Consider the following 24,493-nt stretch of genomic DNA (forward strand, 5'->3'; position numbering starts at 1 on the left):
CGCTGGTGACCCCTACGAGAATCGAACTCGTGCTTTCGCCGTGAGAGGGCGACGTCCTGACCGCTAGACGAAGGGGCCGTGCGGTGAGCCAGCGCCTCTAGGCGCTGGGGCAGGGGGCGTCAAGCGGGTTTCGCCGACGCCCCCGTTTATCAGGCGGCGACCTTGCGCCGCTCGGCCATTTCCGCGTTGAGCATCTCGGCGAGCAGGAAGGCGAGTTCGAGGCTCTGCCCGGCGTTGAGACGCGGGTCGCAATGCGTGTGATAGCGATCGGCGAGGCTCTGTTCGGTCACGTCGATCGCGCCGCCGGTGCATTCGGTGACGTTCTGGCCGGTCATTTCGGCATGGATGCCGCCGGCGTGCGTGCCCTCGGCGCGGTGGACGGCGAAGAAGCCGCGCACCTCGGCGAGGATGCGGTCGAACGGGCGCGTCTTGTAGCCGGTCACCGCCTTGACGGTATTGCCGTGCATCGGGTCGCAGCTCCACACCACCGGATGCCCCTCGCGCGTCACCGCGCGGACGAGCTTGGGCAACGCCGCCTCGATCTTGTCGAAGCCATAGCGGGTGATCAGCGTCATCCGCCCCGGCACGCGGCCGGGGTTGAGCGTGTCGAGCATGCGCAGCAGCGCGTCGGGTTCGAGGCTCGGCCCGCATTTGACGCCGATCGGATTGCCGATGCCGCGCAGGAACTCGACATGCGCCGAGCCTTCGAAGCGGGTGCGGTCGCCGATCCACAGGAAATGCGCCGAGGTGTCGTACCAGTCGCCGGTCAGCGAATCCTGCCGGGTCAGCGCCTGTTCGAACGGCAGCAGCAGGGCTTCATGGCTGGTATAGAAAGCGGTCTGCGCCAGTTGCGGCACGGTCTCGGGATCGATGCCGCACGCCGCCATGAATTCGAGCGCCTCGCCGATCCGGTCGGCGGTCTCGGCATATTTGCGCGACCACGGGCTGCGGCCCATGAAATCGTGCGTCCAGCGATGCACCTGGTGCAGATTGGCATAGCCGCCCTGTGCGAAGGCGCGCAGCAGGTTGAGCGTCGCCGCCGACTGCGAATAGGCGCGGATCATCCGCTGCGGATCGGGGATGCGGCTTTCGGGCGTGAAGGCGATGTCGTTGACGTTGTCGCCGCGATAGCTCGGCAGCTCGACGCCATCGATCACCTCGGTCGGCGCGGAACGCGGCTTGGCGAACTGGCCCGCCATGCGGCCGAGCTTCACCACCGGCAGCTTCGACGCATAGGTCAGCACCACCGCCATCTGCAGGATGACGCGGAAGGTGTCGCGGATGTTGTTCGCGCTGTGCTCGGCGAAGGATTCGGCGCAATCGCCGCCCTGCAACAGGAACGCCTTGCCGGCGGCGACCTCGGCCAGTTCGGCGGTCAGATTGCGCGCCTCGCCGGCGAAGACCAGCGGCGGGAAGGTGGCGAGCGTGTCGGTCGCCTGGGTGAGCGCGGCGGCGTCGGGATAGTCGGGAAGCTGGCGGGCATCGGCCTTGGTCCAGCTGTCGGGGGCCCAGTTCGCGGCCATGATCGGTGTGTCCTTCGGGTCTAAACGCCTCGCGACATGCGCCCAAAACGGCTTTGACGCAACGAAGGAACGCTTGGGGCAGTCACCGCGACGTCTTTGCGGGCAACCCCGCATTGCCGGTCATCGCTGCAATCCTCTAGGATGAAGGTAAAGACAGGGGGACGGGGCATGCGGTGGTTGATCATGGGGCTTGCTCTCGCCGTCGCCAGCCCGCTGGCGGCGCGCGATCTGCCGGTGCCGGCGGACAAGGGGTGGCAGCATGCGCAGACCGGATTGGTGCTGACCGCACAGATCGACGGGATGCGCCGTACCGCGCTGACCGATGCGACGGCGTCCGAGCATGACGTGATGGCACAATATCAGGCGGCCGACGGCAGCGTCAGCGCGACGATCTATCTCTTCCATCCCGCGGCCGACGATGTCGCCCTCTGGTTCGACCGGTCGCGCACCACGCTCGAGCAGCGCGATCTGTTCCGCAACGCCGCCCCGGCCAGCGCCGATCCGGTCGCCTTCGCTGCGCCGGGCGCGTCGACGCCGTCCGCGCTGCGGCAGGTCTACGGTATCGCGGGCGGCGCAATCCGCAGTACCGCGCTGGCGGCGATCCCGGTCGGTGACTGGATCGTTGTCATCCGGATGACCGCACCGACGCTGACCGCGACGCAGCTCGACGCGCGGCTCCAGGCCGTCATCGGCGGGATACGCTGGCCGAAGCCGGAGGGAATGCCGGCCCCGGCGGCGGTGCCGATCGTCGCCTGCACCACCGCCTTGCACTTCGCCAAGGCGCAACCGATCACGACGCTCGATATATTGTCGATGCTGAGCGGAAGCATCGCTGCCTCCGCGGCCAAGTCCGAGCCCGCCGGCCCGCGCCCCGTCTGGTGCCGCGACGGCGAGCCGCGCGTCGAATATGGCGTCTACCGGACGGACGAGCGGAGCTATGTCATGGCGCTGTACGACGCGGGCCGCACCGTCTCCGTCTTCCCGTCGATCATGGGGCAGATCGAGAAGAGCGGCAGCTATGCGGTCTCGCTCACCGATGTCGACGGGACGACGAGCGCCTTTCCGACCTTCGATCATATGCCGTCGCCGAAACAGCTCTGGAGCCTCGTCGGCAGCGGCAAGCGCGTCGCGGTCTCCACCGGCAATCGGGTGACCATCGACGCCAACGCGGTCAAATGACCGGATCGGCGGTTCCGCTGGCGCCGCCGCTCGCCTAGAAGCGGCGGATGATCAAGGCTCTGTTCTGCGTCGCGCTCGGATTGTCGCTGCCTTCGGCGGCCATGGCGCAGGATGCTGCGGCGACCTTTGCGGCGATCCGCGCGGTCGACGGGCGGATGGCGGGGATCGCCTATCGGCTGACCACCGCCAATGCCGCGCTGTGCCGCGAGCTGGCACCGACGCCGGGCTGGGCGATCCATGCGATCGACCAGTATGACGCGCCCTTGCGCGACGCGGCGCGGGTCAGCTTCGGGTTCGAGGCGCCGGTCGCGGTCGAGGCGGTGGTGCCGGGCGCGCCCGCGGCGTCGGCGGCGGTCCAGCCGGGCGATTCGATCACCGCCATCGACGGCAAGCCGCTCGCCGCCGTCGCCGGCAAGACGACGTCGAGCGCCACCCGCGACGCCGCGCTCGCGACGATCGCTTCACTGCCCGCCGACCGGCCGCTGCGCGTCGCGCTGGTCCGCGGCGGGCAGGCGCGCAGCGTCACCATCGCCGCTTCGCCGGGCTGTCGCAGCGCGTTCGAGGTGCTGCTCGGGCCGGGCATGGAGGCCTCGGCGGACGGGCGGATCGTGCAGATCGCGGTGCGCTTCTTCGAACGCTATAGCGACGACGAGGTGGCGGTGGTGGTCGCGCACGAGCTGGCGCACAACATCCTCCACCATGCGCGGCGGCTCGATGCCGCGGGGGTGAAGCGCGGGCTGCTCGCCGAGGTCGGGCGCAACGGCCGGCTGTTCCGGCTGACCGAGGATCAGGCCGATCTGCTCGGCATGTATCTGCTGCGCAACGCCGGCTATGATCCGCAGAGCGCGGTGCGCTTCTGGCGCGACCATGGCGGCGACGTCGACGGCGGCCTGTTCCGCAGCCGCACGCATCCGTCCTCGGCAGCCCGGGCCAAGGCGATCGAGGCGGAGATCGCGCGCATCCCCGCCGATGCGCCGCGCCCCTATGTGCCGCCGATCATCGCCACCGCCGACCAGCCGCTCGGCTAGGCGGCGGGCGGGATCGCGATCGCCCAGTCCCAGCCGAGCGGATCGCCGTCCATCACCTCCACCCCCAATGCGGCGAGTTCGTCGCGGATCGCGTCCGAGCGCGGGAAGTCCTTGGCCGCCCGCGCCTCGCGTCGTTCGGCGAGCCGCGCGGCGACCCCGGCGGCGTCGATCCCGGCGCTCGCCGGCCGGACGCGCAGATCCTCGCGTGCCAGCGTCGTCAGCCCGAGGCCGAATACCGCGTCGAAATCGGCGAGCGCCGCCAGCCGGTCTGCCGGGCTGATCCGTTTGTCGGCGAGCAGTTCGTCGAGCACCGGCAGCGCGCGCGGCGTGTTGAGATCGTCGGACAGCGCCGCATCGAGCCGTTCGCGATAGGGCGTCGCGGCGGCGGCGCCCTTCGCCTCGCCGCGGGCGCGCAGCGCCGCCACGGTCTGGACGTAGCGTTTGAGCCGGGTCTGCGCGGCGGCGAGATTCTCCCAGGAGAATTCGAGTTCGCTGCGATAATGCGCCTGCAGGCACATCAGCCGATAGGCGAGCGGATGGAAGCCGCGCTCGACCAGTGCCGGCAGGATCAGCGCGTCGCCCGCCGATTTGGAGACCTTGCCGGTGCGGTTGACGAGGAAATTGTTGTGCATCCACACGGTCGCGCCGGTGTCGGCGGTGCCGGAAAAGGCCTGGTTCTGCGCGATCTCATTGGGATGATGGATCTCGCGATGATCGATGCCGCCGGTGTGGATGTCGAAATGCGCGCCCAGATACTGGCGGCTCATCACCGAACATTCGAGGTGCCAGCCCGGCGCGCCGCGGCCCCACGGGCTGTCCCACTCCATCTGGCGGTTCTCGCCCGGCGCGCTGGTCCGCCAGATCGCGAAGTCGGCCGGGTGGCGCTTGCCCGCGACCGTCTCGATCCGCCCCTCGACCGGGCCCTCGTCGCGGAGGCCGGCGAGCCGGCCGTAATCCGGCACGGTGCTGGTGTCGAAATAGAGGCCGTCGGCGAGCTGGTAGCAATGCCGCTCGGCGATCGCCTCGCCGAAGGCGATCATCGGCCCGACGTGATCGGTGGCGAGCGGGAAGCGGGCCGGGTCGCGGACGTTGAGGTCCTTGAGGTTCGCCTTGAACGCCGCGGTATAATGCGCCGCGATCGCCCAGATGTCCTGCCCGCTGGCGCGCGCCGCCGCCTCCATCTTGTCGTCACCGGCATCGGCGTCGCTGGTCAGATGGCCGACGTCGGTGATGTTGATGACATGGGTGAGGCCATAGCCTTTCCAGGTCAGCACCCGGCCGAGCGTGTCGGTGAACAGATAGGCGCGCAGATTGCCGATATGCGCATAATGATAGACCGTCGGCCCGCACGAATAGATGCGGACATCGGCGGGGTCGGCGGGCTCGAACAGCTCGGTGGTGCGGGTCAGGCTGTTGTACAGCGTCAGCGGCGTCATGCCGCCGCTCTAGCCCGGTCGCCCCGCCGCCGCCAAGGGGCGGTTACCGGCGCAGCGGCAGATCGTCGCGCAGATAGACGAGCAGATGCGCCCCCTCGCGCGGGACGCGCGACACCAGGCGATAGCGGGCGGCAAGAGTGCGGGCCATGATCCGCTCGCTGGCGCGGTTCCACGGCGCCATCGGCACGTCCATCGTCACGATCACCGGTGGCCGCCGCGACAGGATGCGTGCAACCTCGTGCGCCTCGTCGATCCCGGTTGCGCCCTGTTCCGCCTCATAGGCGAGCGTCGAGGGGAAGGCGTAGGCGGTCGGGATGCAGGCCTTGGCCAGATGGTAGAGGATCGCGTCGCCGGCGAAGACATAGGGGCAGCCGCCGCGGTCGTTCGCCGCCATCACCCGGGCGACGGTGCGCGCCGAGTCCGCCTCGGTCGGCACCAGGGCGACGCGCGCGACGAACAGCGCCAGCCCATAGCCGAGCAGCAGCCAGGGCGCGGCGCGCCAGCGGCCGAGCGCGACGCCGGCGAGCATCGCCATCGGCACGAGCAGCGGCAGCGCATAATGATCGAAGAAGGCGCCGATCATCGCAAAGGCGACGAGCGCGGCGGCGAGCCAGCCGAAGGCGATCCACCGCTCCGGGGATCGCGGCCGCATCCGCCAGACCGCGGCGATGGCGATCAGCAGCGGCAGCAATTGCGCGGTCGTGCCGGCGAGCCGCGCGGCGATCTTGGCGGCGGGATAGCCCTTGCGCAGCGCGACCGAGGCGAAATTGGCGAACCAGAAGGCGTCGAACACCGCCGGCCCGCGCATCCAGTAGAAACCGACGATTAGCAGCGTCGGCAGCAGTCCGAGCAGCGCCCAGACCGCCGCCGCCGCGATCACTGCCGGCGCGGAGGCGCGCGCGCGATAAAGATACCAGAGGTGCGCGAGGCCGAAGAAGGCGCCTTCGACGACCGGCGTATATTTGGTCTGGATCGCCAGCCCGGCGAGCAGGCAGGCGACGCAGCCGCTGGCGACGATCGCGCCGACCGCCTGCGCCGCGGCGAGCCGCGGCAGGCGCAACGTCAGCACCGCCGCGCCGGCGACGAACAGATTGTAGAAGACCGGCGACTGCCCGCCGCGCCCGCTGAGCAACGACAGCCACAGCACATAGGCGAGCCCCGCGACGAACCCGCCCGTCGCCGTCGCCCCGAGCCGCCGGCTGCCGCGCATCACCAGCCAGCCGGTCGCCGCCGCGAACAGCGTCGCGACCAGCTGATAGGCGAGGATGCCGTCGCCGGGCAGCAGCCGCATCGCCGCGAAGATCAGGAACAGGCCGGGCGGCTTGCGATCCCACAGATCGACATAGGGCAGGGCACCGTGCAGCAGGCGGTCGCCGACCAGCAGATAATATTGCTCGTCGACATGGATGATCGGATTGCCAAAATCGCGGCAGCGCAGGATCACCGCCCATAGCAGCAACGCCGCGCCTTGCCCGAACATCGACAGCCCGAATGCGGGCCGCCGGAGCGCGGGCGATCGGCCGGCTACCGCGGCTGCGGCCGGGAAACGGGCCATATGGGTCATCGGTCCTTGATAATCCGTGACCGGCACAGCGTCATGCGGAACTTTTTTGCATAGGCCGGTGTGGCTTGGGCGGATCGGTGTCGTCTGTCATCGGGGCATCGCAGCGACCGACGCGCGGCGCCGACGTGGTCTGCGGGGGGTGGACCACGTCGGCATGCGTCGCGGTCCGCGATGCCGCCAGACACGTCCGCCGGGGGCATCATGTTTCTGCTCAACGACCATGATACGATGCTACGCAGCGCGGCGGGATCGTCGATCGCCGCGCGGCGGCTCGATCGGCGGCCGACGCCGCTGTGGACGGTGCTGATCCCGTTCTTCAACGAGCGCGATTATCTCGCCGCGACGATCGCCAGCCTCGCCGCGCAGACCGTGCCGGTGATCATGATCCTCGTCGACAATGGCTCGACCGACGGCAGCGCCGATGTCGCCCGCGCCGCGGTGCGCGCGCACGGGCTCGACGCGCTGGTCATCACCGAACCGACGCCGGGCAAGGTCACCGCGCTGCGCACCGGGCTCGGCTGGGTACGGACGCGCTATGTCGCGACCTGCGACGCCGATACGCTCTATCCGCCGCATTATCTCGCCGAGGCCGAGCGGCTGTTGCAGCGCGACCGCTGCGTCGTCGCCGGCGCCTATTTCGTCCCGCCGGGCGCGGAACAGCCGGCGCGCGATGCCGAGGCGCGGCGCATCCTGTCGGCGGCACGGCTGCTGCCCCGCCAATGCCATGCCGGCGGTGCGGGCCAGTGTTTCGACGTCGCCGCCCTGCGTGCGGCGGGCGGCTTCGACGCCGCGATCTGGGGCTTCATCCTCGAGGATCATGAGGTGATCCACCGGACGATGCGGCAGGGGCGGATGCTCTATTCGCGCGACCTGTGGTGCATGCCCTCGCCGCGCGAGCGCGACCGGGAGTCGATCCGCTGGACGCTGCTGGAACGGCTCGTCTATTCGGCCGCCGCCCCGGTCGCGGGCAGCTGGTTCTTCTATCGCTTCCTGGCGCGCCGGTTGCAGCGCCGCAAGTTGCTCAGCGTGCAGATGCGCGAGCGTGCGTTCCAGGATCTGGAGGGAACGGTCCTTGCCTAATCTGATTCTTTGCGCCGACGATTTCGCCTATTCGCGTGGCGTCAGCGAGACGATCGCCGAGCTCGCTGCCCTGGGCAAGCTCAACGCGACGAGCTGCATGACGCTGATGCCCGGCTGGGCAGAGGATGCCGCGCTGCTTCGCGACCTGCCCGCGCACGTTTCGATCGGCCTCCACCTGACGCTGACGCAGGAGCGGCCGCTCACCGATATGCCGCGGCTCGCCCCCGACGGTCGCCTGCCCGAGATCGATCCGCTCGCGCGCCGCGCGGCGCGGCGCAACCTGCCGCTCGACGAGATCGCCGCGGAGATCGCCGCGCAATTCGACGCCTTCACCGCGGCGATGGGCCGCGCCCCCGACTTCGTCGACGGCCACCAGCATAGCCATGCGCTGCCCGGCATCCGCGACATCGTCCTGTTCGAAACCGCGAGCCGCGCGCCCGATGCCTGGCTGCGCGACTGTACCGATCGCGTCGACGCGATGCTGGCGCGCCCCTTCGTCGGCAAGGCGATCGGCAGCGCCTATCATTCGCGCGGACTGCGCCGGGCGGCGGCGCGCTACCGGCTGCGCTGCAACGACAGTTTCGCCGGCCATTATGACTTTTCGAGCGACTACAAGACGCTCTTCCCGCGCTTCCTGCGCCGGGCCGCGGGCATGCATCTGGTGATGTGCCATCCCGGCGCGGGCAAGCGCGACGGCGATTCGATCGCGGCGGCACGGCCGCGCGAAGCAGATGCCTTGCGGAGATGGTCGATTGCGGACATGGCGGCGGCGGAAGGGCTGGCGTTTCCAGCCTGACGGGAGCGTGGACGCAGATTGGGCGAGGCTGGACTTCGCGCCATCTTCCTCGAACAGCGGACGATGCTGGCGCGGCTGCTGACCGCGCGGCTCGGCAGCCGCGACGAAGCGGAAGATGCGCTGCAAGACATGTGGTTACGGATCGACCAGCTCGCCGATCAGCCGATCGCGCAGCCGGTCGCCTTCCTGTGCCGCGTCGCCAGCAACCTCGCCACCGACCGGCGGATCGCGGCGGCACGGCGGGGCGCGCGCGAGGCGGCATGGCTGGAGGATCAGCCGGCTGCGGACGATCTGCCCGATGCCGAACGCACGCTGGTGATGCGCAACCAGCTGCGCGCGATCGAGGCGGCGATCGCGGCGATGCCCGAGCGGATGGCGACGGCATTGCGGCTCTATCGGATCGAAAACCGGCCGCAGCGCGCGATCGCCGAGGAATTGGGGATCAGCGTCAGCGGCGTCGAAAAGCTGTTGCAGCGCGCCTATCGGATTATTCATGCGCAGGCGAACGCGATTGCTGCGGATATGCCGGTCGCGCATCGTCATGATGATGGAAGGGGGCAGCGCCTGTGAGCCGTGACGCACCGAACATCATCGATCAGGCGATCGCCTGGCATCTGCGCCAAGCCGATATGGCGGCGACGGAGTGGGAGGCGTTCGTCGCCTGGCTCGAAGTCCCCGTGCATGCCGAGGCCTATGATCGGGTCACCCTGCTCGACCGGCAGATCGCCGAGGTCCGCTTTCCCGATCCGGCGCCGCTCCCGGTCGCGGCGAACGACGACGCGCCTCGTCACCGCCGCTGGTGGCCGCTCGCCGGGGGCGGCGCGATCGCCGCGGCGCTCGTGCTCGGGCTGACGATGCCGTCGGTGTTCGCGCCGGCCGCCGCCGACCACGTCTACGCCACCCGCGACGGCGAGCGCCGCGACGTCCGCCTCGCCGACGGCACGCAGGTCGCGCTCAACGGCGGCAGCCTGCTGCGCGTCAGCGGCGACGATCCGCGCCGGGTCGCGCTCGATTCGGGCGAGGCGCTGTTCCACGTCGTCCACGATGCCGCGCATCCCTTCGAACTGCGCGCCGGCAACCAAGTGGTGCGCGATCTCGGCACGACCTTCAACGTCGTCCACAGCGGTGCGCGAATCGCGGTCGCGGTCGCCGAGGGATCGGTGCTTTTCCAGCCGGACGGGGCGCAGCTGCGGCTGGGGGCCGGGCAGGCGGTGACGATGGCCGCGGACCACCGGCTGGTCCGCTCGACCCTGCCGACCGCGGTGATCGGCGGCTGGCGCACCGGCGATCTCAGCTTCGACGGCACCCCGGTCGGCGAGGTCGCCGCCAGCCTGCGCCGCGCGCTCGGCATCGATCTGCGCATCATCGGTGACTTGTCGAAACGGCCGTTTACCGGCATGATCCACGTTACAGGCGCTGCCGATCGCGACGTTCCGCATCTGGCCGATCTGATCGGGGCAACATGGCGGCGTAATGGCGAAGGCTGGGTTTTGGCGCAGCGCGACGCCGCAACGCCCTGAACTGTTACGAGCGCTGATCCTTGTCGCCGTCTGCCTGCCGGCGGCGGCGCAGGCGCGCGACCGGGTGATCGCCGTCACCATCCCCGCCACCACGCTCGACGCCGCCCTGCTGACGCTGGCGCGGACCAGCGGGGTGGAGATCGCCAGCACCGAAAGCGGCCTGCGTGCCGTCCGCTCCCGCCCGCTGCGCGGCACGATGACGGTCGCCGCCGCGCTCGACACCTTGCTCGCCGGCAGCGGCTATCGCGCGATCGCATTCGCGCACGGCGGCTATCGCATCGTCGCCGCGCCGCGCAAACGCCTGCCGCCGCCGCACCCGCGCGCCGCGCCGCCGCCACGTGCCGAGGCCGCCCCGGCGGATATCATCGTCACCGCGAGCAAGCAGCGCGTACCGCTGCTCCGCTATCCCGGCAGCCTGACGCTGATCGGCAAGGCGACGCAGGCAAACGGCAGTGCCGCGGCGATCAGCGATCTCGCCGCCGCCGATCCGATCCTGCAGAGCACGCAGCTCGGCGCGGGGCGCAACAAGGTGTTCATCCGCGGCATCGCCGACAGCAGCTTCAACGGCACGACGCAATCGACCGCGAGCGTCTATCTCGATGACGTCCAGCTCAACGCCTCCGGGCCGGACCCCGGCCTGCGCCTCTACGACATGCAGGCGATCGAGGTGATGGAGGGACCGCAGGGTACGCTGTACGGCGCCGGCGCGATCGGCGGCGTGCTGCGGCTGACCTCGAACGCGCCGGTGCTCGATCGCGTCGCGGCGGCGGCGGGCGGCGGCGTCACCGCGACGCAGGGCGGTGCGGCGGGTTTCGACCTGTCGGGGATGCTCAACCTGCCGCTGCTCGACGAGCGGCTGGCGCTGCGCGGCGTCGCCTATGGCGTGCGCGACGGCGGCTATATCGACGATCCGGTGCGTGGGAGAGCGGTCAATCGCGTCGATACGATCGGCGGGCGCGTCGCGCTGCGGGTGCAGCCCGGCCCCGGCTGGCGGATCGACGTCAGCGGCGCCGGCCAGCGGATCGAAGCCGCCGACGGCCAATATGCCGAGACGCGCGACAGCTACCGGCGCAGCAGCCGGCTGGCGCAGCCCTATCGCAACCGCTTCCTGTTCGGCCGCGTCGTCGTCAGCAAAGATTGGGACAGCGGCCTCCGGCTCGTCTCGGCGACCGGGGTGGCGGATTACCATACCCGCGAGCTGTTCGATGCGACGCCGCGCGGCAGCAGCCGGCCGGCGATCTATACGGTCGACAACGACAAGCTGCTGCTGTCGCAGGAATTGCGCCTGTCGCGATCGATACCGGGCGGTCCGTCCTGGCTTGCCGGGGTGACGTTGGTCAGCGACAATTCGGTCCTGTCGCGCGCGCTCGGCGGCCCGGGCAATCCGATGGATATCGTCGGCGTCACCAACGTCACCCGCGCCGCCTCGGCATTCGGCGAGACGACGCTGGCGGTAGCCCCGGCGCTATCGATGACGGTGGGCGGCCGTTTCACCAGCGCGCGCGTCGATGGCGAACCCTCGGCGACGCGGCGGCCGAACGCGTACATCAAGGGGCGTTCGACCCAGCGGATCGATCCGACGCTGGCGTTATCCTATCGCCTCGCGCCCGATGTCGCGCTGTTCGCGCGCTATCAGACCGGTTTCCGGACCGGCGGCCTCGCGGTCGCGCAGGGGATCGGCCGCGTCGCCAATTTCGCCCCCGATTCGATCGCGGTGGGCGAGGTCGGCCTGCGCCGAGTGCGCAGCGGCACGACCGGGCTCGGCCTGTCGGTGAGCGCCGCGACCGCGCGCTGGCGCGGCATCCAGGCCGATCTGCTCAACCGGCGCGGGCAGCCGTTCACCACCAATCTCGGCGACGCCAATATCCAGACGCTGGAGGCGGCGATCGACTGGGTGCCGGTGGTCGGGCTCAGCGTCGCGGCGTCGGCGCTCTATACCTACAACCGCGTGCGCGGACCGGTCGCCGACCAGTCGCGCGAGGACAATCGCCGCCTGCCCGAAACCCCGCCCTTCGCCGGCCATGCCGCGGTCGATTATGGCTGGGAGAGCGGCCAGCCGGTCGAGCCGCGCGTCGGCGTGACGTTCGACTATATCGGGCGCTCGGTGCTCGGCACCGGCGACCTGCTCGACGTCAGCCAGGGACGCTATGTAACGCTCGGCGCCTCGGCGGGGCTGCGCTGGCGCAGGGTCGACGTGACGCTGGGGCTCGACAATGTGACCAACGCCGCCGCCAATCGCTTCGCCTTCGGCAATCCGTTCGGCCTCGCCGCGCGCAACCAGGTGACGCCGCTGCGGCCGCGCAATGCCCGGCTCGGCGTGTCGGTGGCGTGGTGATACGCGAGCTTCCGCACCCGCTGGGCGCTGGCGGACACGAGGAGATGTGGCGATGACGATCATCCGCAATGCGACCACGCCGGCGATGCCCGGCAAGACGCCGGGATGGTTCACCGGCGACGTGCGCCTCGACAATGTCGTCGCGGCCAATCGGCCGGGCCGGCTCCGTGCTCGTCACCTTCGCGCCCGGCGCGCGCACCGTCTGGCACACACATCCCGCCGGCCAGACGATCATCGTCACCGCGGGCAGGGGCTGGGCGCAGCGCGAGGGCCGTCCACGTGAAGAGATCCTGCGGGGCGATACGATCGTCTTTGACGCTGGCGAGCGCCACTGGCACGGCGCCACCGCGACGACGGGGATGAGTCATATCGCGATGACCGAGAGCATCGATGGCTCCGCAGTGACGTGGCTCGATCCGGTCACCGATACGGACTATCGCGACTGATCGTTCGCCTTGCCGCCGGAGGATCTTCGCCGGCAGCCTCTAGTCTGCCGCGGCATCTGCTCCGGCACGGGCGATGAGCCGCTGCGCCTGTTTCAGATGAGGCGCATCCACCATCCGGCCGTCGACCTGCAGCGCACCGGCGTCGGGCGCCGCGGCGAAGGCGGCAGTGATGCGGCGGGCCGCGGCGATCTGCGTTTCGGTCGGGGTGAAGGCGGCGTTGATCGCGGCGACCTGCGCCGGGTGGATCGCCATCATCCCGGTGAAGCCGTCGCGCGCCGCGCGGGCGGCATAAGCGGCAAGCCCGTCGAGGTCGCGGAACGCGGGATAGACGGTGTCGATCGCCGCCACCCCCGCGGCATGCGCGGCGAACAGGGTCAGGGATCGCGCCATCTCATAGGGCGGCGTGTAGCGGCCGTCGTCCTCGCGGCTGGTCGTCGCGCCGATCGCCGCAGGCAGGTCTTCCGCCCCCCAGGTGAGGCCGGCGAGCGGGACCTCTGCCTGCGCGTAACTCCCGAGCGCGAAGATCGCCGCGGGGGTTTCGGTGGCGATCGGCAGCACCGGTGCGGCGATCCCGACCGCGGCCAGCCGTTGCGCAAGCTCGGTCAGGCTCGCGGCGCCCTCCGCCTTGGGCAGGACGATCGCATCGGGGGCGAGGCCGCGCAGGGCGGCGAGATCGTCGGCGACGAAGCCGCCATCGAGCGGGTTGATCCGGACGAACAGCCGTACCGATCCGCGCGGCTCGCCCAGCCGCGCCGCCACCGCCGCGCGCGCCGCGGGCTTGGCCGCCGCCGCCACCGCATCTTCGAAATCGAGGATCAGCGCGTCGGCGCCGCTCGCCTCGGCCTTGGCGAACCGCTCCGGCCGGTCGCCCGGCACGAACAGCAGCGAGCGCAGCCTCATGCCGCCGACCGTTTGAGCAGGGCGGTGCGCAGGCATTCGCAGACGATCTCATCGCGCTGGTTGCGCATCCGGTGCGCGAAGGTGACGATCCCGGCATCGGGCCGCGAGCGGCTGTCCTTGAGCGCCACCACCTCGGTCTCGGCGCGCAGCGTGTCGCCGAGGAAGACCGGCTTCGGCATCACCAGTCTGTCATAGCCGAGATTGGCGACGAGCGTGCCGAGCGTTGTGTCGCCGACCGACAGGCCGATCATCAGCGCGAAGGTGAAGGTGCCGTTGACGAGGATCTGGCCGAACTCGCTCGCCCGCGCCGCCTCGGCATCGATGTGCAGCGGCTGCGGATTGTGCGTCATCGTCGAGAAGAGCAGATTGTCCGTCTCGGTGACGGTACGGCGGATGTCGTGGGCGATCCGGTCGCCGACCTGCCAGGCGTCGTAGGCGCGTCCTGCCATCATTCCTCTCCCGTCGCGATGCGGGCGAGCAGGGTGCCTTCGGGCACCTGCGCGCCCTCGGCGACCTTGAGTTCGGCGACGCGGCCGTCGAACGGCGCGACCAGTGCCTGCTCCATCTTCATCGCCTCGAGCACCAGCAGCCGTTCACCGCGCGTCACCGCCTGACCGGGGGCGATGAGCACCGCGATCACCCGGCCCGGCATCGGCGAGAGGATCGCGCCGTCGCCCTCGCTGCCGCCGGCGAGCATATCGGCGCGGGGCGGGCCGAACGGCCATGCCTCGCCGTCGAGGAACAGCACGCCGTCCTGATTGTGGCCCGCGGCGCGCGGCTGCGCGACGAGATGCGTGCTGCCCGCCACCGCGACCGCGACCGATGTCACCGGCGTCCGGTTGACCCGGAAGCCGCGCAGCCCGACCCACGGATCGCGTCCCTCGGGCAGCAGCGCCGCCGCCGCTGCGGCGAGCACGGCGGGAGAGGGGTCGGCAGCGGGGATCAGATCGTCGCCATGGCGTTCGATGAAGCCGGTATCGACCGCGCCGGCGACGAAGGCGGGATGCGCCGCCGCGCGGGCGAGGAAGGCGGCGTTGGTCTTCACCGGCCATACCTGCGTATCCCGTGCCGCCGCGGCAAGCTTCGCCGCCGCCTCGCGCCGGGTGGTGCCGTGGACGATCAGCTTGGCGATCATCGGGTCGTAATAAGGCGTCACCGCGCCGCCCTGCTCGACGCCGCTGTCGACCCGCACCCCGGGCGGGAAGTGCAGCCGGTCGAGCGGGCCGGTCGAGGGGAGGAAGCCGCTCGCCGGATTTTCGGCATAGAGCCGCGCCTCCATCGCCCAGCCGTGGATGGCGAGATCCTCCTGCCGGCGCGGCAGCGGCTCGCCCGCGGCGACGCGCAACTGCCATTCGACCAGATCCTGTCCGGTGATCGCTTCGGTGACGGGATGCTCGACCTGCAGCCGGGTGTTCATCTCCATGAACCAGATGCGATCGGCGCGCAGGCCTTCGGAGCCGTCGGCGATGAACTCGATCGTCCCCGCGCCGACATAGTCGACCGCGCGCGCCGCCTTGACCGCGGCGTCGCACACCGCGGCGCGCGTCGCGGCGTCCATGCCGGGGGCAGGGGCCTCCTCGATCACCTTCTGGTGGCGGCGCTGGAGCGAGCAATCACGCTCGAACAGATGGACGACCTGGCCGTGGCGGTCGCCGAACACCTGCACCTCGATATGGCGCGGCGACAGGATGTATTTCTCGATCAGCACCTGCGTGTTGCCGAACGAGGCGGCGGCCTCGCGCCGGCAACTGGCGAGCAGCTCGGCGAACTCCTCGCGCGCATCGACCTTGCGCATGCCCTTGCCGCCGCCGCCGGCGACCGCCTTGATGAGCACGGGATAGCCGATCGCATCGGCCTCCGCCTGCAGCCGGGCGGGGGATTGATCGTCGCCGAGATAACCGGGGGTGACCGGTACGCCCGCGGCGATCATCCGCTGCTTGGCGGCGTCCTTGAGGCCCATCGCGCGGATGCTCGCCGGCGGCGCGCCGACCCAGATCAGCCCGGCGGCGATCACCGCCTCGGCGAAGTCGGCGTTCTCCGACAGGAAGCCGTAGCCGGGGTGGATCGCGCTTGCGCCCGTCTCGCGCGCCGCGGCGAGGATGCGGTCCTGGCGCAGATAGCTGTCGGCGGCGGGCGCGGTGCCGATGCACACCGCCGCGTCGGCCTCACGGACGAAGGGCATGGCGGCGTCGACATCGGAATGGACCGCGATGGTGCGGATGCCGAGCGCCCGCGCGGTGCGGATGATGCGGCGGGCGATCTCGCCGCGATTGGCGATGAGCAGGCTGTCGATCATGGCCATCACATCCGGAACACGCCGAACGACGGCGACTGGGGGGTCGGCGCGTTGAGCGCCGCGGAGAAGGCGAGGCCGAGCACCTCGCGCGTCTGCACCGGATCGATGATGCCATCGTCCCACAGCCGCGCGGTCGCGTAATAGGGGTTGCCCTCGTCTTCGTATTTCTGGCGGATCGGCGCCTTGAACGCCTCGGCCTGTTCGGGCGTCCAGCCGTCGGCGTCGCGGTGGACGGTGGCGAGCACGCTCGCCGCCTGTTCGCCGCCCATCACCGAGATGCGCGCATTGGGCCAGCTGAACAGGAAGCGCGGCGAATAGGCGCGGCCGCACATGCCGTAATTGCCCGCGCCGAAGCTGCCGCCGATCAACAACGTGATCTTCGGCACCGAGGCGGTGGCGACCGCGGTGACGAGCTTGGCGCCGTTCTTGGCGATCCCCTCCGCCTCATATCGGCCGCCGACCATGAAGCCCGAGATATTCTGGAGAAACAGCAGCGGGACGCGGCGCTGGCAGGCGAGCTCGATGAAATGCGCGCCCTTGAGCGCGCTCTCCGAGAAGAGCACGCCGTTATTGGCGAGGATCGCCACCGGCATGCCCCAGATGCGCGCGAAGCCGCAGACGAGCGTGGTGCCGTACAGTGGCTTGAATTCGTGGAAGTCGGAGCCGTCGACGATCCGCCCGATCACCTCATGCACGTCATAGGGCGCGCGCACGTCCTGCGGCACGAGTCCGTAGAGGTCCTGCGCGTCGAGCAGCGGCGGGCGGGGATCGGTGACTTCGATGTCGACCGCCTTGGGCCGGTTGAGCGTCGCGACGATGTCCCGGACGATCAGCAGCGCGTGTTCGTCGTTCTCCGCGACGTGATCGACCACGCCCGACTTGCGCGCATGCGTCTCGGCGCCGCCCAGTTCCTCCGCCGAGATCACCTCGCCGGTCGCGGCCTTGACCAGCGGCGGGCCGGCGAGGAAGATCGTGCCCTGGTTGCGGACGATCACCGTCTCGTCCGACATGGCGGGAACATAGGCGCCGCCGGCGGTGCAGCTGCCCATCACGCAGGCGATCTGCGCGATCCCCTCCGCCGACATCTGCGCCTGGTTGAAGAAGATGCGGCCGAAATGATCGCGGTCGGGGAAGACTTCCGCCTGATGCGGCAGATTGGCGCCGCCCGAATCGACCAGATAGATGCACGGCAAGCGGTTCTCGCGCGCGATCTCCTGCGCGCGCAGGTGCTTCTTGACCGTCATCGGGAAATAGGCGCCGCCCTTCACCGTCGGATCGTTGGCGATGATCAGGCATTCGCGGCCCGAGACGCGGCCGATGCCGGCGATCATCCCGGCGCCGGGCGCGGCATCGTCGTACATGCCGTTCGCCGCCAGCGCGCCGATCTCGAGGAACGGCGAGCCGGGATCGAGCAGCCGCTCGACGCGATCGCGCGGCAGCAGCTTGCCGCGCGCGACATGGCGGGCGCGATGCTGCTCCGATCCGCCGAGCGCGCTCGCCGCGATCCGGTCGCGCAGCGTGTCGGCGAGTGCGCGATTGTGCGCGGCGTTGGCGGTGAACTCGGCCGAGGTCGCGTCGATAGCGGTACGCAGCGTCGTCATTGCGCGCGCGGCGCGTCATGGCCGATCAGCTCGCGGCCGATCAGCATGCGGCGGACCTCGTTGGTGCCGGCGCCGATGTCGAGCAACTTGGCGTCGCGCCAATAGCGTTCGACCGGCCAGTCCTTGGTATAGCCCGCGCCGCCCAGCGCCTGGATCGCCTCGCCGGCCACCTTCACCGCGCTTTCCGAGGCGAGCAGGATGCAGCCCGCCGCGTCGAAGCGCGTCGTCTGCCCCGCGTCGCACGCCTTGGCGACCGCATAGACATAGGCGCGCGCCGCGTTGAGCGCGACATACATGTCGGCGACCTTGGCCTGCATCAGCTGGAACTCGCCGATCGGCCGGCCGAACTGCCGGCGTTCGCGGACATAGGGCAATACGACGTCGAGGCACGCCTGCATGATGCCGAGCTGGATGCCCGATAGCACGACGCGCTCGTAATCGAGTCCCGACATCAGCACCTTCACGCCGCCATTGAGCGGCCCCATCACCTGCGCGTCGGGCACGAAACAATCGTCGAACACCAGTTCGGCGGTGGGCGAGCCGCGCATGCCGACCTTGTCGATCTTCTGCCCGATGGAGAAGCCGGCGAAGTCCTTCTCGATCAGGAAGGCGGTGATGCCCTTCGACCCGCCGTCGGGGATCGTCTTGGCGTAGACGACCAGCGTATCCGCATAAGCGGCGTTGGTGATCCAGAATTTGGTGCCGTTGAGCCGCCAGCCGCCATCGACCTTGTCGGCGCGCAGCTTCATCGACACGACGTCCGATCCCGCGCCCGCCTCCGACATGGCGAGGCTGCCGACATGGTCGCCGGAGATGAGCTTGGGCAGATACTTCGCCTTCTGCTCGGCGTTGCCCCAGCGGCGGATCTGGTTGACGCAGAGATTGGAGTGCGCGCCATAGCTGAGCCCGATCGCGGCGGAAACGCGGCTGATCTCCTCGCAGGCGACGAGATGTTCGAGATAGCCGAGGCCGAGCCCGCCGTCCGCTTCCTCGACGGTGATGCCGTGCAGGCCGAGCGCACCCATCTCGGGCCACAGTTCGCGTGCGAAGCGATCCTCGGCATCGACCGCGGCAGCGATCGGCGCGATCCGGTCGAGCGCGAAGCGGCGCGTCGTCTCACGAATCGTATCGGCCATCTCGCCCAGGGCGAAATCCAGCTCAGCCATCCTGCTCTCCAACATGTTTTGCTGGTCTTTTAGGCATTCGGATCGAGGATGGAAATTTCAAAGTCAGCGGCGGCAAGGCGCGCTATCACGCCTGCCGCCGCCGCCTCTCGCAACATTCCGCGTCAGCGGGATCAGTACATCGGCCCGCCGCCGGTCACCGGAACCACCGCGCCGGTCATGTAGCTTCCCTCCGCCGAGGCGAGCAGGACATAGGCGGGGGCGAGTTCGCCGGGCTGGCCGGCGCGGCCGAGCGGGGTCGACTGGCCGAGCGTCTTCAATTCGTCGGTCGGTTTGGCGATCGGCTGGATCGGCGTCCACACCGGCCCCGGCGCCACCGCGTTGACGCGGATCCCCTTGGGTGCGAGCAGGTTCGACAGGCCGATCGTCAGGCTGGCGATCGCTCCCTTGGTGGTGGCGTAGACGATCATATTCTCGGTCGCGACCTTGGCCTGGATGCTCGTCGTGTTGACGATCGCCGATCCCGGCTTGAGGTGTGGCGCGGCGGCCTTGGCGAGGCGGATCATCGCGAAGACGTTGGCGGCGAAGGCGCCCTCCATCTCTGCATCGTCGATACTGGCGAGATCCTCGTTCATCGTCTGCGCGGCGGCGTTGTTGACGAGAATGTCGAGCTTGCCGAGCCCGCCGACGGTGCGCTCGACCAGCGCGTTGCATTGCGCGACGCTGCGGATGTCGCCGGGCAGCAGCAGGCAGCGCCTGCCCGCCTTCTCGACCCACGATTTGGTGTCCTCGGCATCGACCTGCTCGTCGGCGAGGTAGGAGATGGCGACGTCGGCGCCTTCACGCGCATAAGCGATCGCCACCGCCTTGCCGATGCCGGAGTCGCCGCCGGTGATCAGCGCGACGCGGCCGTCGAGCAGGCCCTTGCCGCGATAGCTGTCCTCGCCATGATCGGGGCGGGTGCGCATCTTGTCTTCGAGGCCGGGGCGCGGCTGTTCGGGTTCGTTCGGGAATTCGGTCGGCGCGCTGGTGCGGGGATCGTCGGTCATGGCATGTCCTGTCCGAAAGGGGGGCGCGACAGGAACGACGCAGGCGGCGGATCGCTCCGCCGCATGATCACGCCTGCCAGCCGCCGCCGAGCGCGAGGAACAGCTGCACCTGATCGCCGGCGAGCCGGCTTTCCGCCGCGGCGAGCGTCTGGTCGGCGCCGATCGCGGTGCGCTGCGCGTCGAGCACCGGCAGGAAGCCGGTCCGCCCCGCGCGGAACAGCGTCTCGGCATCGCGTGCCGCTTTGCCCGCCTGACGGCTGGCATCGCGCAGGGCGGCGACGCGGTCGAGGTCGCGGGCGTAGACGGTGAGGCCGCTTTCCGTCTCGCGCAGCGCGGTGAGCACCGCGCCGTCGAAACGTGCGTAAGCGGCGTCGCTGTCGGCCTGCGCCGCGGCGATCCGCGCGCGCACCCGCGTGCGGTTGGGGAATTGCCAGCTGATCAGCGGCCCCAGCGAGAATTTGTAGGTGTCGCTGCCGAAGGCGTTCTCGGCGAGGCCGACGGAGCCGATCGACGCGCCGAGCGCGATGCGCGGATAGAGGTCGGCGGTGGCGACGCCGATCCGGGCGGTGGCGGCACGCAGCTCCCATTCGGCGCGGCGCACGTCGGGGCGGCGGCGGAGCAAGGCGGCACCGTCGCCGATCGGGATCGGCCGGTCGAGATGCGGCTCGGCGGTGCAGGCGGCGACGTCGCGGTCGAACTCGGCGGGCGGGCGGCCGGTCAGCGTCGCGAGCCGGTAGAGCGCGAGGCGCTGCGTCGCCTGCAAGCCGGGCAGCGTCGCGCGGACCTGCGCCTCCTGCGCGGTCGAACGGGTCGCGTCGAGCGAACCGCTGCGCCCGGCGCGCACCAGCCGCTGCGTCAATTGCGTCGTCCGCCGTTGCAGGTCGAGCGCGCGCTGCGCGACGGCGATCTCGCGCGCCGAGGCGCAGGCATCGAGATAGGCGCGCGTCGTATCCGCGGCGACGGTGATGCGGACGCTGTCATAGGCGGCGCGCGTCGCGGCGACATCCGCATCGGCGGCCTCGATCGCGCGGCGCACCTGCCCGGCAAGGTCGAGCTGGTAGGAAATGCCCGCGTTCGCCGCATAGACGAACGACCGCGGCAGCGCGGCGCCGGGCCGCAATTCCTCCTCGGCCGAACGCTGGCCGTAGCCGGGCGCCGCCTGCAACGCGGTCTGCACGCGGCGGCCATCCTCGGCGACGTCGAGCGAGGCCTGCGCCCGCGCGATATTGGCGGTGGCGACGCGCAGATCGGTGTTGGCGGCGAGCGCTTGTTCGACCAGCCGGTCGAGCAGCGGATCGCGGTAGAGCTGCCACCAGCGATCGGGCACCGGCGCCAGCGCGGCGAAAGCGGCCTCGTTGCCGCCGACGAACGGCGCCGCCGCGGCCGGGCGGTCGATCACCGCCGCCGCAGGCCGGTGATAGTCGGGGCCGGCGGTGGTGCAGCCGGCGAGCAGCGCGGCGGTGGCGGCGGCGAGGCCGAGGCGGCAGGTCATGCCGTCGCGCCCTTGTCGTGCGGCGTCCGCGGCATCACCTCGACCGTCGCGGTGCGGCCGACGACGAGCATCGCGCCGCGCGGCAGCCGGTCGATCGCCACCCGCACCGGGATGCGCTGCGCGAGCCGCACCCAGCTGAAGGTCGGATTGACGTTGGCGAGCAGATTGGCGCCGGCGCTGCGGTCGCGATCCTCGATACCGCCGGCGATGCTCTGGACATGGCCGGTGATCGCCTGATCGTCGCCCATCAGCCGCACCCGCACCGGGTCACCGACATGGACGCGCGGCAGCTTGGTCTCTTCGAAATAGCCGATGATATGCAGCGAGCCGCGGTCGATGATCGCGAATTCCGGATGACCGGCGGTGGCATAGTCGCCGGGCCGCAGGTCGAGGTTGCTGACCGTACCGGCGACGCTCGCCCGCACCTCGGTCCGGGCGAGGTTGAGCCGCGCGGTGGCGAGCGCGATCTGCGCCTGCGACAAGGCGGTGGCGAGCTGCGCGACCTTGGCGTCGCCCTGCTCGCGCACCTCGCCGGCGACGAGGTCGCCGAGCGTGCGGTTGCGCTGCGCCTCGCGCCGTGCCTGTGCGAGCAGCACGCGCTGCGCCGCGACCGCCGTTTCCGCCTGCGCCACCGCCAGCCGGTAGCGCGGCCGGTCGACGCGGAACAGCGGCGTTCCCGCCGCGACCGGCTGGTTGTCGCGGACGAGCACCTCGGTGACGAGGCCGGAGACGTCGGGCGCGACCTGGACGATATCCGCGCGGACGCGGCCGTCGCGCGTCCACGGCTCGGTCTCGTAATGGTCCCAGAGACGGCGGCCGGCGACGACCGCGAGCAGGACGAGGGCGAGGGTGACGCCGATCCGTGAGGCGACGCGCAACGAAGGATGGAGGGTCATAAGCTTTCTAGCCGAACGGGCTCGGGCCGAGCAGGCTGGCGGGGTCGCCGCCGGTGATCAGGCCGGCGATGCCGGCCCACAGGATGACGGTCAGCGCGACATCGAACAGGCCGCGATGCCAGACGAAACGATAGAGGTGCGCGCGGGCGAGCGCCCAGCCGATCAGCTCGGCAGCGGCGAAGGCGAGGATCGCGGCGAGCAGCAGCGGGTGGACGAAGACCCCGGCGATATCGATGTCGCCGGTCATGCCGCCGCCCTCGCATCCTGCCAGTCGTTCGCCGCCGGAAAGACGTTGCGGCGCAGGCCGACGAGATTGACCATCGCGTCGCGCCGCTGCGCCGGATCGGCGATGGCCTGGCCCGCCGCCAGCGCCTCGTCGATCTGCGCCAGAAGCTCCGCAGACGGCGTCGCCTCGTCGCCGCGGGCAAGATCGCGGAAGTGCCGGGCGAGCGCGCTGCGCAACGGCGCCTGATCGGCGAGCGGCGCGATCTGCGCGATGCTGAGCCCGACGCGCAATTCGCGCAGCGTCGCCGCGGCGGCGTCGCGCTCCTCGTCCTCGACCTCGCCGATGCGGCTGGCGAGCAGGCCGACGCGGTCGAGCATGCGGCTGCGCCACGCGGTGACCTGCCCCGCGGCGGTGTCGACCGGACGTTCGGCGAGCTGCGCGAGGTCGCGCCAGCCGGCGCGGCGGAGCCGGCGGATCGCGGTGCCCGCGCCGATGCTCCGCACCAGCCGCGTCGTCATCATCGCCGCGGCGATGCCGATGACCTGCGCGACATTGCCGTTGAAGAAGCTCGCCGCATCGACGGTGAAGCGATTGGTGAGCGCGAGGCCGCCGGCGAAGCCGATCAGCATCGGCACCATCCGACCGTACCAGCTCGGCAGCGCCATCACCGCCCCCATGGCGAGCAGCGGCGGCGCCATCGCCAGCGTCAGCATCGCAAAACCGTCGATCGCCGGCAGGATCGCGAACAGATAGAGTGCGGCGAGCGGCAGCGAGGCGATCGTCCAGATCAGGAAGCCGCGCTGCGCCGGCACCGGATCGTCGAGCGTCGCGAAGAAGCAGCAGACCACCGCCGCGATCATCGCCGCCACCGCGCCCTCCGGCCAGCCGGTGGCGATCCAGAACAGGCAGCAGCCGAGCACGCAGAGCAACGTCGCGAAGGCCGACAGCGCCGCGAGACCATAATCGCGGTGCAGCGGGCGGGTGACGCTCGCCACGGACACCGGCGGGCGGCTGCCCGGCTGCGCCACCGCGGCGGCGAGCGCACGGGTCTCGCCCAGTGCCAGCACCAGCTCCTCGAGCCGGGCGAGCAGGTTGAGCGCGAGCAGGTCGCGCCAGGTCGTGGTGTCCGCCGCCGTGCGGGCGGCGTGCAGTTCGGCGAGCACGGGTTCGGCGGAGAGGGCAGAGTCGCTCACCCAGCCACGCACCGACGCGACCGCCGCGGCGACATCCATGGGCGTCTGCTCGCGCAACTGGCGCCAGCGGTCCTCGATTGCCGAGACGAGCGGGATCAGCAGCACGAGCCGGTCCTGCATCGCGGTCAGCACCGCGCGGGTCGGGCGCAGCCGGGCGGTATCGAACGGAATGTGCGTCGCGGTGACGTGAAGGTCGGTGATATCGCCGGCGAGCTTGCGCCGCGCGCGGGCGGTGCCGGATGCGGGGACGGGGGCGAGCACGTCGCCGATCCACTGCTCCGCTTCACCAAGCACGACGCGGACGCGCGCGCCGAACACCTGGCCGACGCTGCGTGGCCAGACGACGGCATGGATGATCGCGGCGCTGAGCACGCCGATGCCGATCTCCTGCACGCGCAGGATCGCGGTGTCGAAGATCATCTCCGGATGCGTCACCGACGGGAAGCCGATCAGCGCGGCGGTATAGCCCGCGAGCATGAAGACGTAGGAGCGCGGCGTGCGATCGAGCAGCGAGACGAACTGGCACAGCGCGACCCAGCCGGCGAGCGCCAGCGACAGCAGCAGCGGCGCGTCGACCAGCGCCGGCACCAGCAGCACCGCGACGCTGCCGCCGACGATCGTGCCGATCAGCCGGAACACCGCCTTCGATCGCACCGCGCCACTGAGGGGCTGGCTGGTGATATAGACGGTCGCCATCGCCCAGAACGGCCGCTCCAGCCCGAGCGAGAAGGAGACGAACAGCGCCAGCATCGCCGCGGCGAAGCAATTGGCGGAGAACACCGTCTCGCGCAGGCCGATCCGCATCGTCG

21 protein-coding genes and 1 tRNA gene are annotated in these 24,493 nt (G+C 70.6%); 8 read left to right on the forward strand and 14 right to left on the reverse strand.

The window, feature by feature from the left end:
- Positions 1 to 3: 3 nt before the first annotated feature.
- A tRNA-Glu gene (locus tag V8201_RS06620) sits at positions 4 to 78 on the reverse strand.
- Between the two features lie 71 nt (positions 79 to 149).
- The gene (locus V8201_RS06625; RefSeq protein WP_271300518.1) at positions 150 to 1,523 is read right to left on the reverse strand and encodes a class II 3-deoxy-7-phosphoheptulonate synthase; all 1,374 of its coding nucleotides are present in this window, start codon (positions 1,521 to 1,523) and stop codon (positions 150 to 152) included.
- A gap of 168 nt (positions 1,524 to 1,691) precedes the next feature.
- Here V8201_RS06625 and V8201_RS06630 point away from each other — a divergent pair, with 168 nt between their 5' ends.
- Together V8201_RS06630 and V8201_RS06635 are read left to right on the forward strand one after the other, a co-directional pair.
- Positions 1,692 to 2,702: a hypothetical protein gene (locus tag V8201_RS06630; RefSeq protein ID WP_336544791.1), complete on the forward strand. Its 1,011-nt coding sequence runs from the start codon at positions 1,692 to 1,694 to the stop codon at positions 2,700 to 2,702.
- Positions 2,703 to 2,749: 47 nt separating this feature from the next.
- Entirely contained in the window at positions 2,750 to 3,730 is a 981-nt protein-coding gene (locus V8201_RS06635; RefSeq protein WP_271300520.1) for a M48 family metallopeptidase, read from the forward strand.
- Here the strand turns inward: V8201_RS06635 and cysS are convergent.
- Together cysS and V8201_RS06645 are read right to left on the reverse strand one after the other, a co-directional pair.
- A complete protein-coding gene (cysS, locus tag V8201_RS06640) occupies positions 3,727 to 5,166 on the reverse strand; it encodes a cysteine--tRNA ligase (RefSeq protein ID WP_037530599.1) in 1,440 nt (479 codons plus the stop codon). The genes V8201_RS06635 and cysS overlap by 4 nt on opposite strands.
- A 43-nt stretch (positions 5,167 to 5,209) precedes the next feature.
- Positions 5,210 to 6,646: a glycosyltransferase family protein gene (locus V8201_RS06645; protein WP_336544792.1), complete on the reverse strand. Its 1,437-nt coding sequence runs from the start codon at positions 6,644 to 6,646 to the stop codon at positions 5,210 to 5,212.
- 285 nt (positions 6,647 to 6,931) lie between these two features.
- On the opposite strand from V8201_RS06645, the gene V8201_RS06650 reads away from it, so the two are divergent.
- The 6 genes from V8201_RS06650 (at position 6,932) to V8201_RS06675 (ending at position 12,907) form a co-directional block, all read left to right on the forward strand.
- A complete protein-coding gene (locus V8201_RS06650; protein ID WP_081792827.1) occupies positions 6,932 to 7,810 on the forward strand; it encodes a glycosyltransferase family 2 protein in 879 nt (292 codons plus the stop codon).
- A complete protein-coding gene (locus tag V8201_RS06655; protein WP_037530601.1) occupies positions 7,803 to 8,606 on the forward strand; it encodes a ChbG/HpnK family deacetylase in 804 nt (267 codons plus the stop codon). Before V8201_RS06650 ends, V8201_RS06655 begins: the two co-directional genes overlap by 8 nt.
- Before the next feature lie 63 nt (positions 8,607 to 8,669).
- A complete protein-coding gene (locus tag V8201_RS06660) occupies positions 8,670 to 9,176 on the forward strand; it encodes an RNA polymerase sigma factor (RefSeq protein ID WP_336544918.1) in 507 nt (168 codons plus the stop codon).
- Positions 9,173 to 10,126, forward strand: a complete 954-nt coding sequence (locus V8201_RS06665) for a FecR family protein (protein ID WP_336544793.1) — start codon at positions 9,173 to 9,175, stop codon at positions 10,124 to 10,126. The genes V8201_RS06660 and V8201_RS06665 overlap by 4 nt, the downstream gene beginning before the upstream one ends.
- Positions 10,080 to 12,461, forward strand: a complete 2,382-nt coding sequence (locus tag V8201_RS06670) for a TonB-dependent receptor (protein WP_336544794.1) — start codon at positions 10,080 to 10,082, stop codon at positions 12,459 to 12,461. The genes V8201_RS06665 and V8201_RS06670 overlap by 47 nt, the downstream gene beginning before the upstream one ends.
- Positions 12,462 to 12,595: 134 nt before the next feature.
- Positions 12,596 to 12,907 (forward strand): (R)-mandelonitrile lyase, encoded by a 312-nt coding sequence (locus tag V8201_RS06675; RefSeq protein ID WP_336544795.1) that lies wholly within the window; start codon positions 12,596 to 12,598, stop codon positions 12,905 to 12,907.
- Positions 12,908 to 12,946: 39 nt separating this feature from the next.
- Here the strand turns inward: V8201_RS06675 and V8201_RS06680 are convergent, their stop codons facing one another.
- The 10 genes from V8201_RS06680 to V8201_RS06725 form a co-directional block, all read right to left on the reverse strand.
- Complete coding sequence (locus V8201_RS06680) at positions 12,947 to 13,807, reverse strand: HpcH/HpaI aldolase/citrate lyase family protein (protein WP_336544796.1); 861 nt, start codon at positions 13,805 to 13,807, stop codon at positions 12,947 to 12,949.
- Positions 13,804 to 14,256, reverse strand: coding sequence for a MaoC family dehydratase (locus tag V8201_RS06685; protein ID WP_037530607.1), 453 nt, complete (start codon positions 14,254 to 14,256; stop codon positions 13,804 to 13,806). Before V8201_RS06685 ends, V8201_RS06680 begins: the two co-directional genes overlap by 4 nt.
- Complete coding sequence (locus V8201_RS06690; RefSeq protein WP_336544797.1) at positions 14,256 to 16,103, reverse strand: acetyl/propionyl/methylcrotonyl-CoA carboxylase subunit alpha; 1,848 nt, start codon at positions 16,101 to 16,103, stop codon at positions 14,256 to 14,258. Before V8201_RS06690 ends, V8201_RS06685 begins: the two co-directional genes overlap by 1 nt.
- A 5-nt stretch (positions 16,104 to 16,108) precedes the next feature.
- Positions 16,109 to 17,704 (reverse strand): carboxyl transferase domain-containing protein, encoded by a 1,596-nt coding sequence (locus V8201_RS06695; protein WP_336544798.1) that lies wholly within the window; start codon positions 17,702 to 17,704, stop codon positions 16,109 to 16,111.
- Positions 17,701 to 18,870, reverse strand: coding sequence for an acyl-CoA dehydrogenase family protein (locus tag V8201_RS06700; RefSeq protein ID WP_037530609.1), 1,170 nt, complete (start codon positions 18,868 to 18,870; stop codon positions 17,701 to 17,703). Before V8201_RS06700 ends, V8201_RS06695 begins: the two co-directional genes overlap by 4 nt.
- A gap of 131 nt (positions 18,871 to 19,001) precedes the next feature.
- Positions 19,002 to 19,877, reverse strand: coding sequence for an SDR family oxidoreductase (locus tag V8201_RS06705; protein ID WP_336544799.1), 876 nt, complete (start codon positions 19,875 to 19,877; stop codon positions 19,002 to 19,004).
- Positions 19,878 to 19,944: 67 nt separating this feature from the next.
- Positions 19,945 to 21,369 carry an efflux transporter outer membrane subunit gene (locus V8201_RS06710; protein ID WP_336544800.1) on the reverse strand — a complete coding sequence of 475 codons (1,425 nt, stop codon included), beginning with the start codon at positions 21,367 to 21,369 and terminating at the stop codon, positions 19,945 to 19,947.
- Complete coding sequence (locus tag V8201_RS06715; protein ID WP_336544801.1) at positions 21,366 to 22,265, reverse strand: efflux RND transporter periplasmic adaptor subunit; 900 nt, start codon at positions 22,263 to 22,265, stop codon at positions 21,366 to 21,368. Before V8201_RS06715 ends, V8201_RS06710 begins: the two co-directional genes overlap by 4 nt.
- A 7-nt stretch (positions 22,266 to 22,272) precedes the next feature.
- On the reverse strand, positions 22,273 to 22,512 hold the full coding sequence (locus V8201_RS06720; RefSeq protein WP_037530614.1) for a DUF1656 domain-containing protein: 240 nt from the start codon (positions 22,510 to 22,512) through the stop codon (positions 22,273 to 22,275).
- Entirely contained in the window at positions 22,509 to 24,488 is a 1,980-nt protein-coding gene (locus V8201_RS06725; protein ID WP_336544802.1) for an FUSC family protein, read from the reverse strand. Before V8201_RS06725 ends, V8201_RS06720 begins: the two co-directional genes overlap by 4 nt.
- Between the last annotated feature and the right edge of the window lie 5 nt (positions 24,489 to 24,493).

The organism is Sphingomonas kyungheensis (genome assembly GCF_037120395.1).
In the GTDB taxonomy this organism is placed as follows: Bacteria; Pseudomonadota; Alphaproteobacteria; order Sphingomonadales; family Sphingomonadaceae; genus Sphingomonas; species Sphingomonas kyungheensis.

Bases quoted from the DNA above. Each gene is read 5' to 3' on its own strand.
- V8201_RS06685 (WP_037530607.1), bottom strand. From the start codon at position 14,256: ATGGCAGGACGCGCCTACGACGCCTGGCAGGTCGGCGACCGGATCGCC.
- V8201_RS06710 (WP_336544800.1), bottom strand. From the start codon at position 21,369: ATGACCTGCCGCCTCGGCCTCGCCGCCGCCACCGCCGCGCTGCTCGCC.
- V8201_RS06720 (WP_037530614.1), bottom strand. From the start codon at position 22,512: ATGACCGGCGACATCGATATCGCCGGGGTCTTCGTCCACCCGCTGCTG.
- V8201_RS06725 (WP_336544802.1), bottom strand. From the start codon at position 24,488: ATGCGGATCGGCCTGCGCGAGACGGTGTTCTCCGCCAATTGCTTCGCC.
- V8201_RS06715 (WP_336544801.1), bottom strand. From the start codon at position 22,265: ATGACCCTCCATCCTTCGTTGCGCGTCGCCTCACGGATCGGCGTCACC.
- V8201_RS06675 (WP_336544795.1), top strand. From the start codon at position 12,596: ATGTCGTCGCGGCCAATCGGCCGGGCCGGCTCCGTGCTCGTCACCTTC.
- V8201_RS06670 (WP_336544794.1), top strand. From the start codon at position 10,080: ATGGCGAAGGCTGGGTTTTGGCGCAGCGCGACGCCGCAACGCCCTGAA.
- V8201_RS06650 (WP_081792827.1), top strand. From the start codon at position 6,932: ATGTTTCTGCTCAACGACCATGATACGATGCTACGCAGCGCGGCGGGA.
- V8201_RS06680 (WP_336544796.1), bottom strand. From the start codon at position 13,807: ATGAGGCTGCGCTCGCTGCTGTTCGTGCCGGGCGACCGGCCGGAGCGG.
- cysS (WP_037530599.1), bottom strand. From the start codon at position 5,166: ATGACGCCGCTGACGCTGTACAACAGCCTGACCCGCACCACCGAGCTG.
- V8201_RS06690 (WP_336544797.1), bottom strand. From the start codon at position 16,103: ATGATCGACAGCCTGCTCATCGCCAATCGCGGCGAGATCGCCCGCCGC.
- V8201_RS06695 (WP_336544798.1), bottom strand. From the start codon at position 17,704: ATGACGACGCTGCGTACCGCTATCGACGCGACCTCGGCCGAGTTCACC.
- V8201_RS06625 (WP_271300518.1), bottom strand. From the start codon at position 1,523: ATGGCCGCGAACTGGGCCCCCGACAGCTGGACCAAGGCCGATGCCCGC.
- V8201_RS06630 (WP_336544791.1), top strand. From the start codon at position 1,692: ATGCGGTGGTTGATCATGGGGCTTGCTCTCGCCGTCGCCAGCCCGCTG.
- V8201_RS06645 (WP_336544792.1), bottom strand. From the start codon at position 6,646: ATGTTCGGGCAAGGCGCGGCGTTGCTGCTATGGGCGGTGATCCTGCGC.
- V8201_RS06705 (WP_336544799.1), bottom strand. From the start codon at position 19,877: ATGACCGACGATCCCCGCACCAGCGCGCCGACCGAATTCCCGAACGAA.
- V8201_RS06700 (WP_037530609.1), bottom strand. From the start codon at position 18,870: ATGGCTGAGCTGGATTTCGCCCTGGGCGAGATGGCCGATACGATTCGT.
- V8201_RS06635 (WP_271300520.1), top strand. From the start codon at position 2,750: ATGATCAAGGCTCTGTTCTGCGTCGCGCTCGGATTGTCGCTGCCTTCG.
- V8201_RS06660 (WP_336544918.1), top strand. From the start codon at position 8,670: ATGCTGGCGCGGCTGCTGACCGCGCGGCTCGGCAGCCGCGACGAAGCG.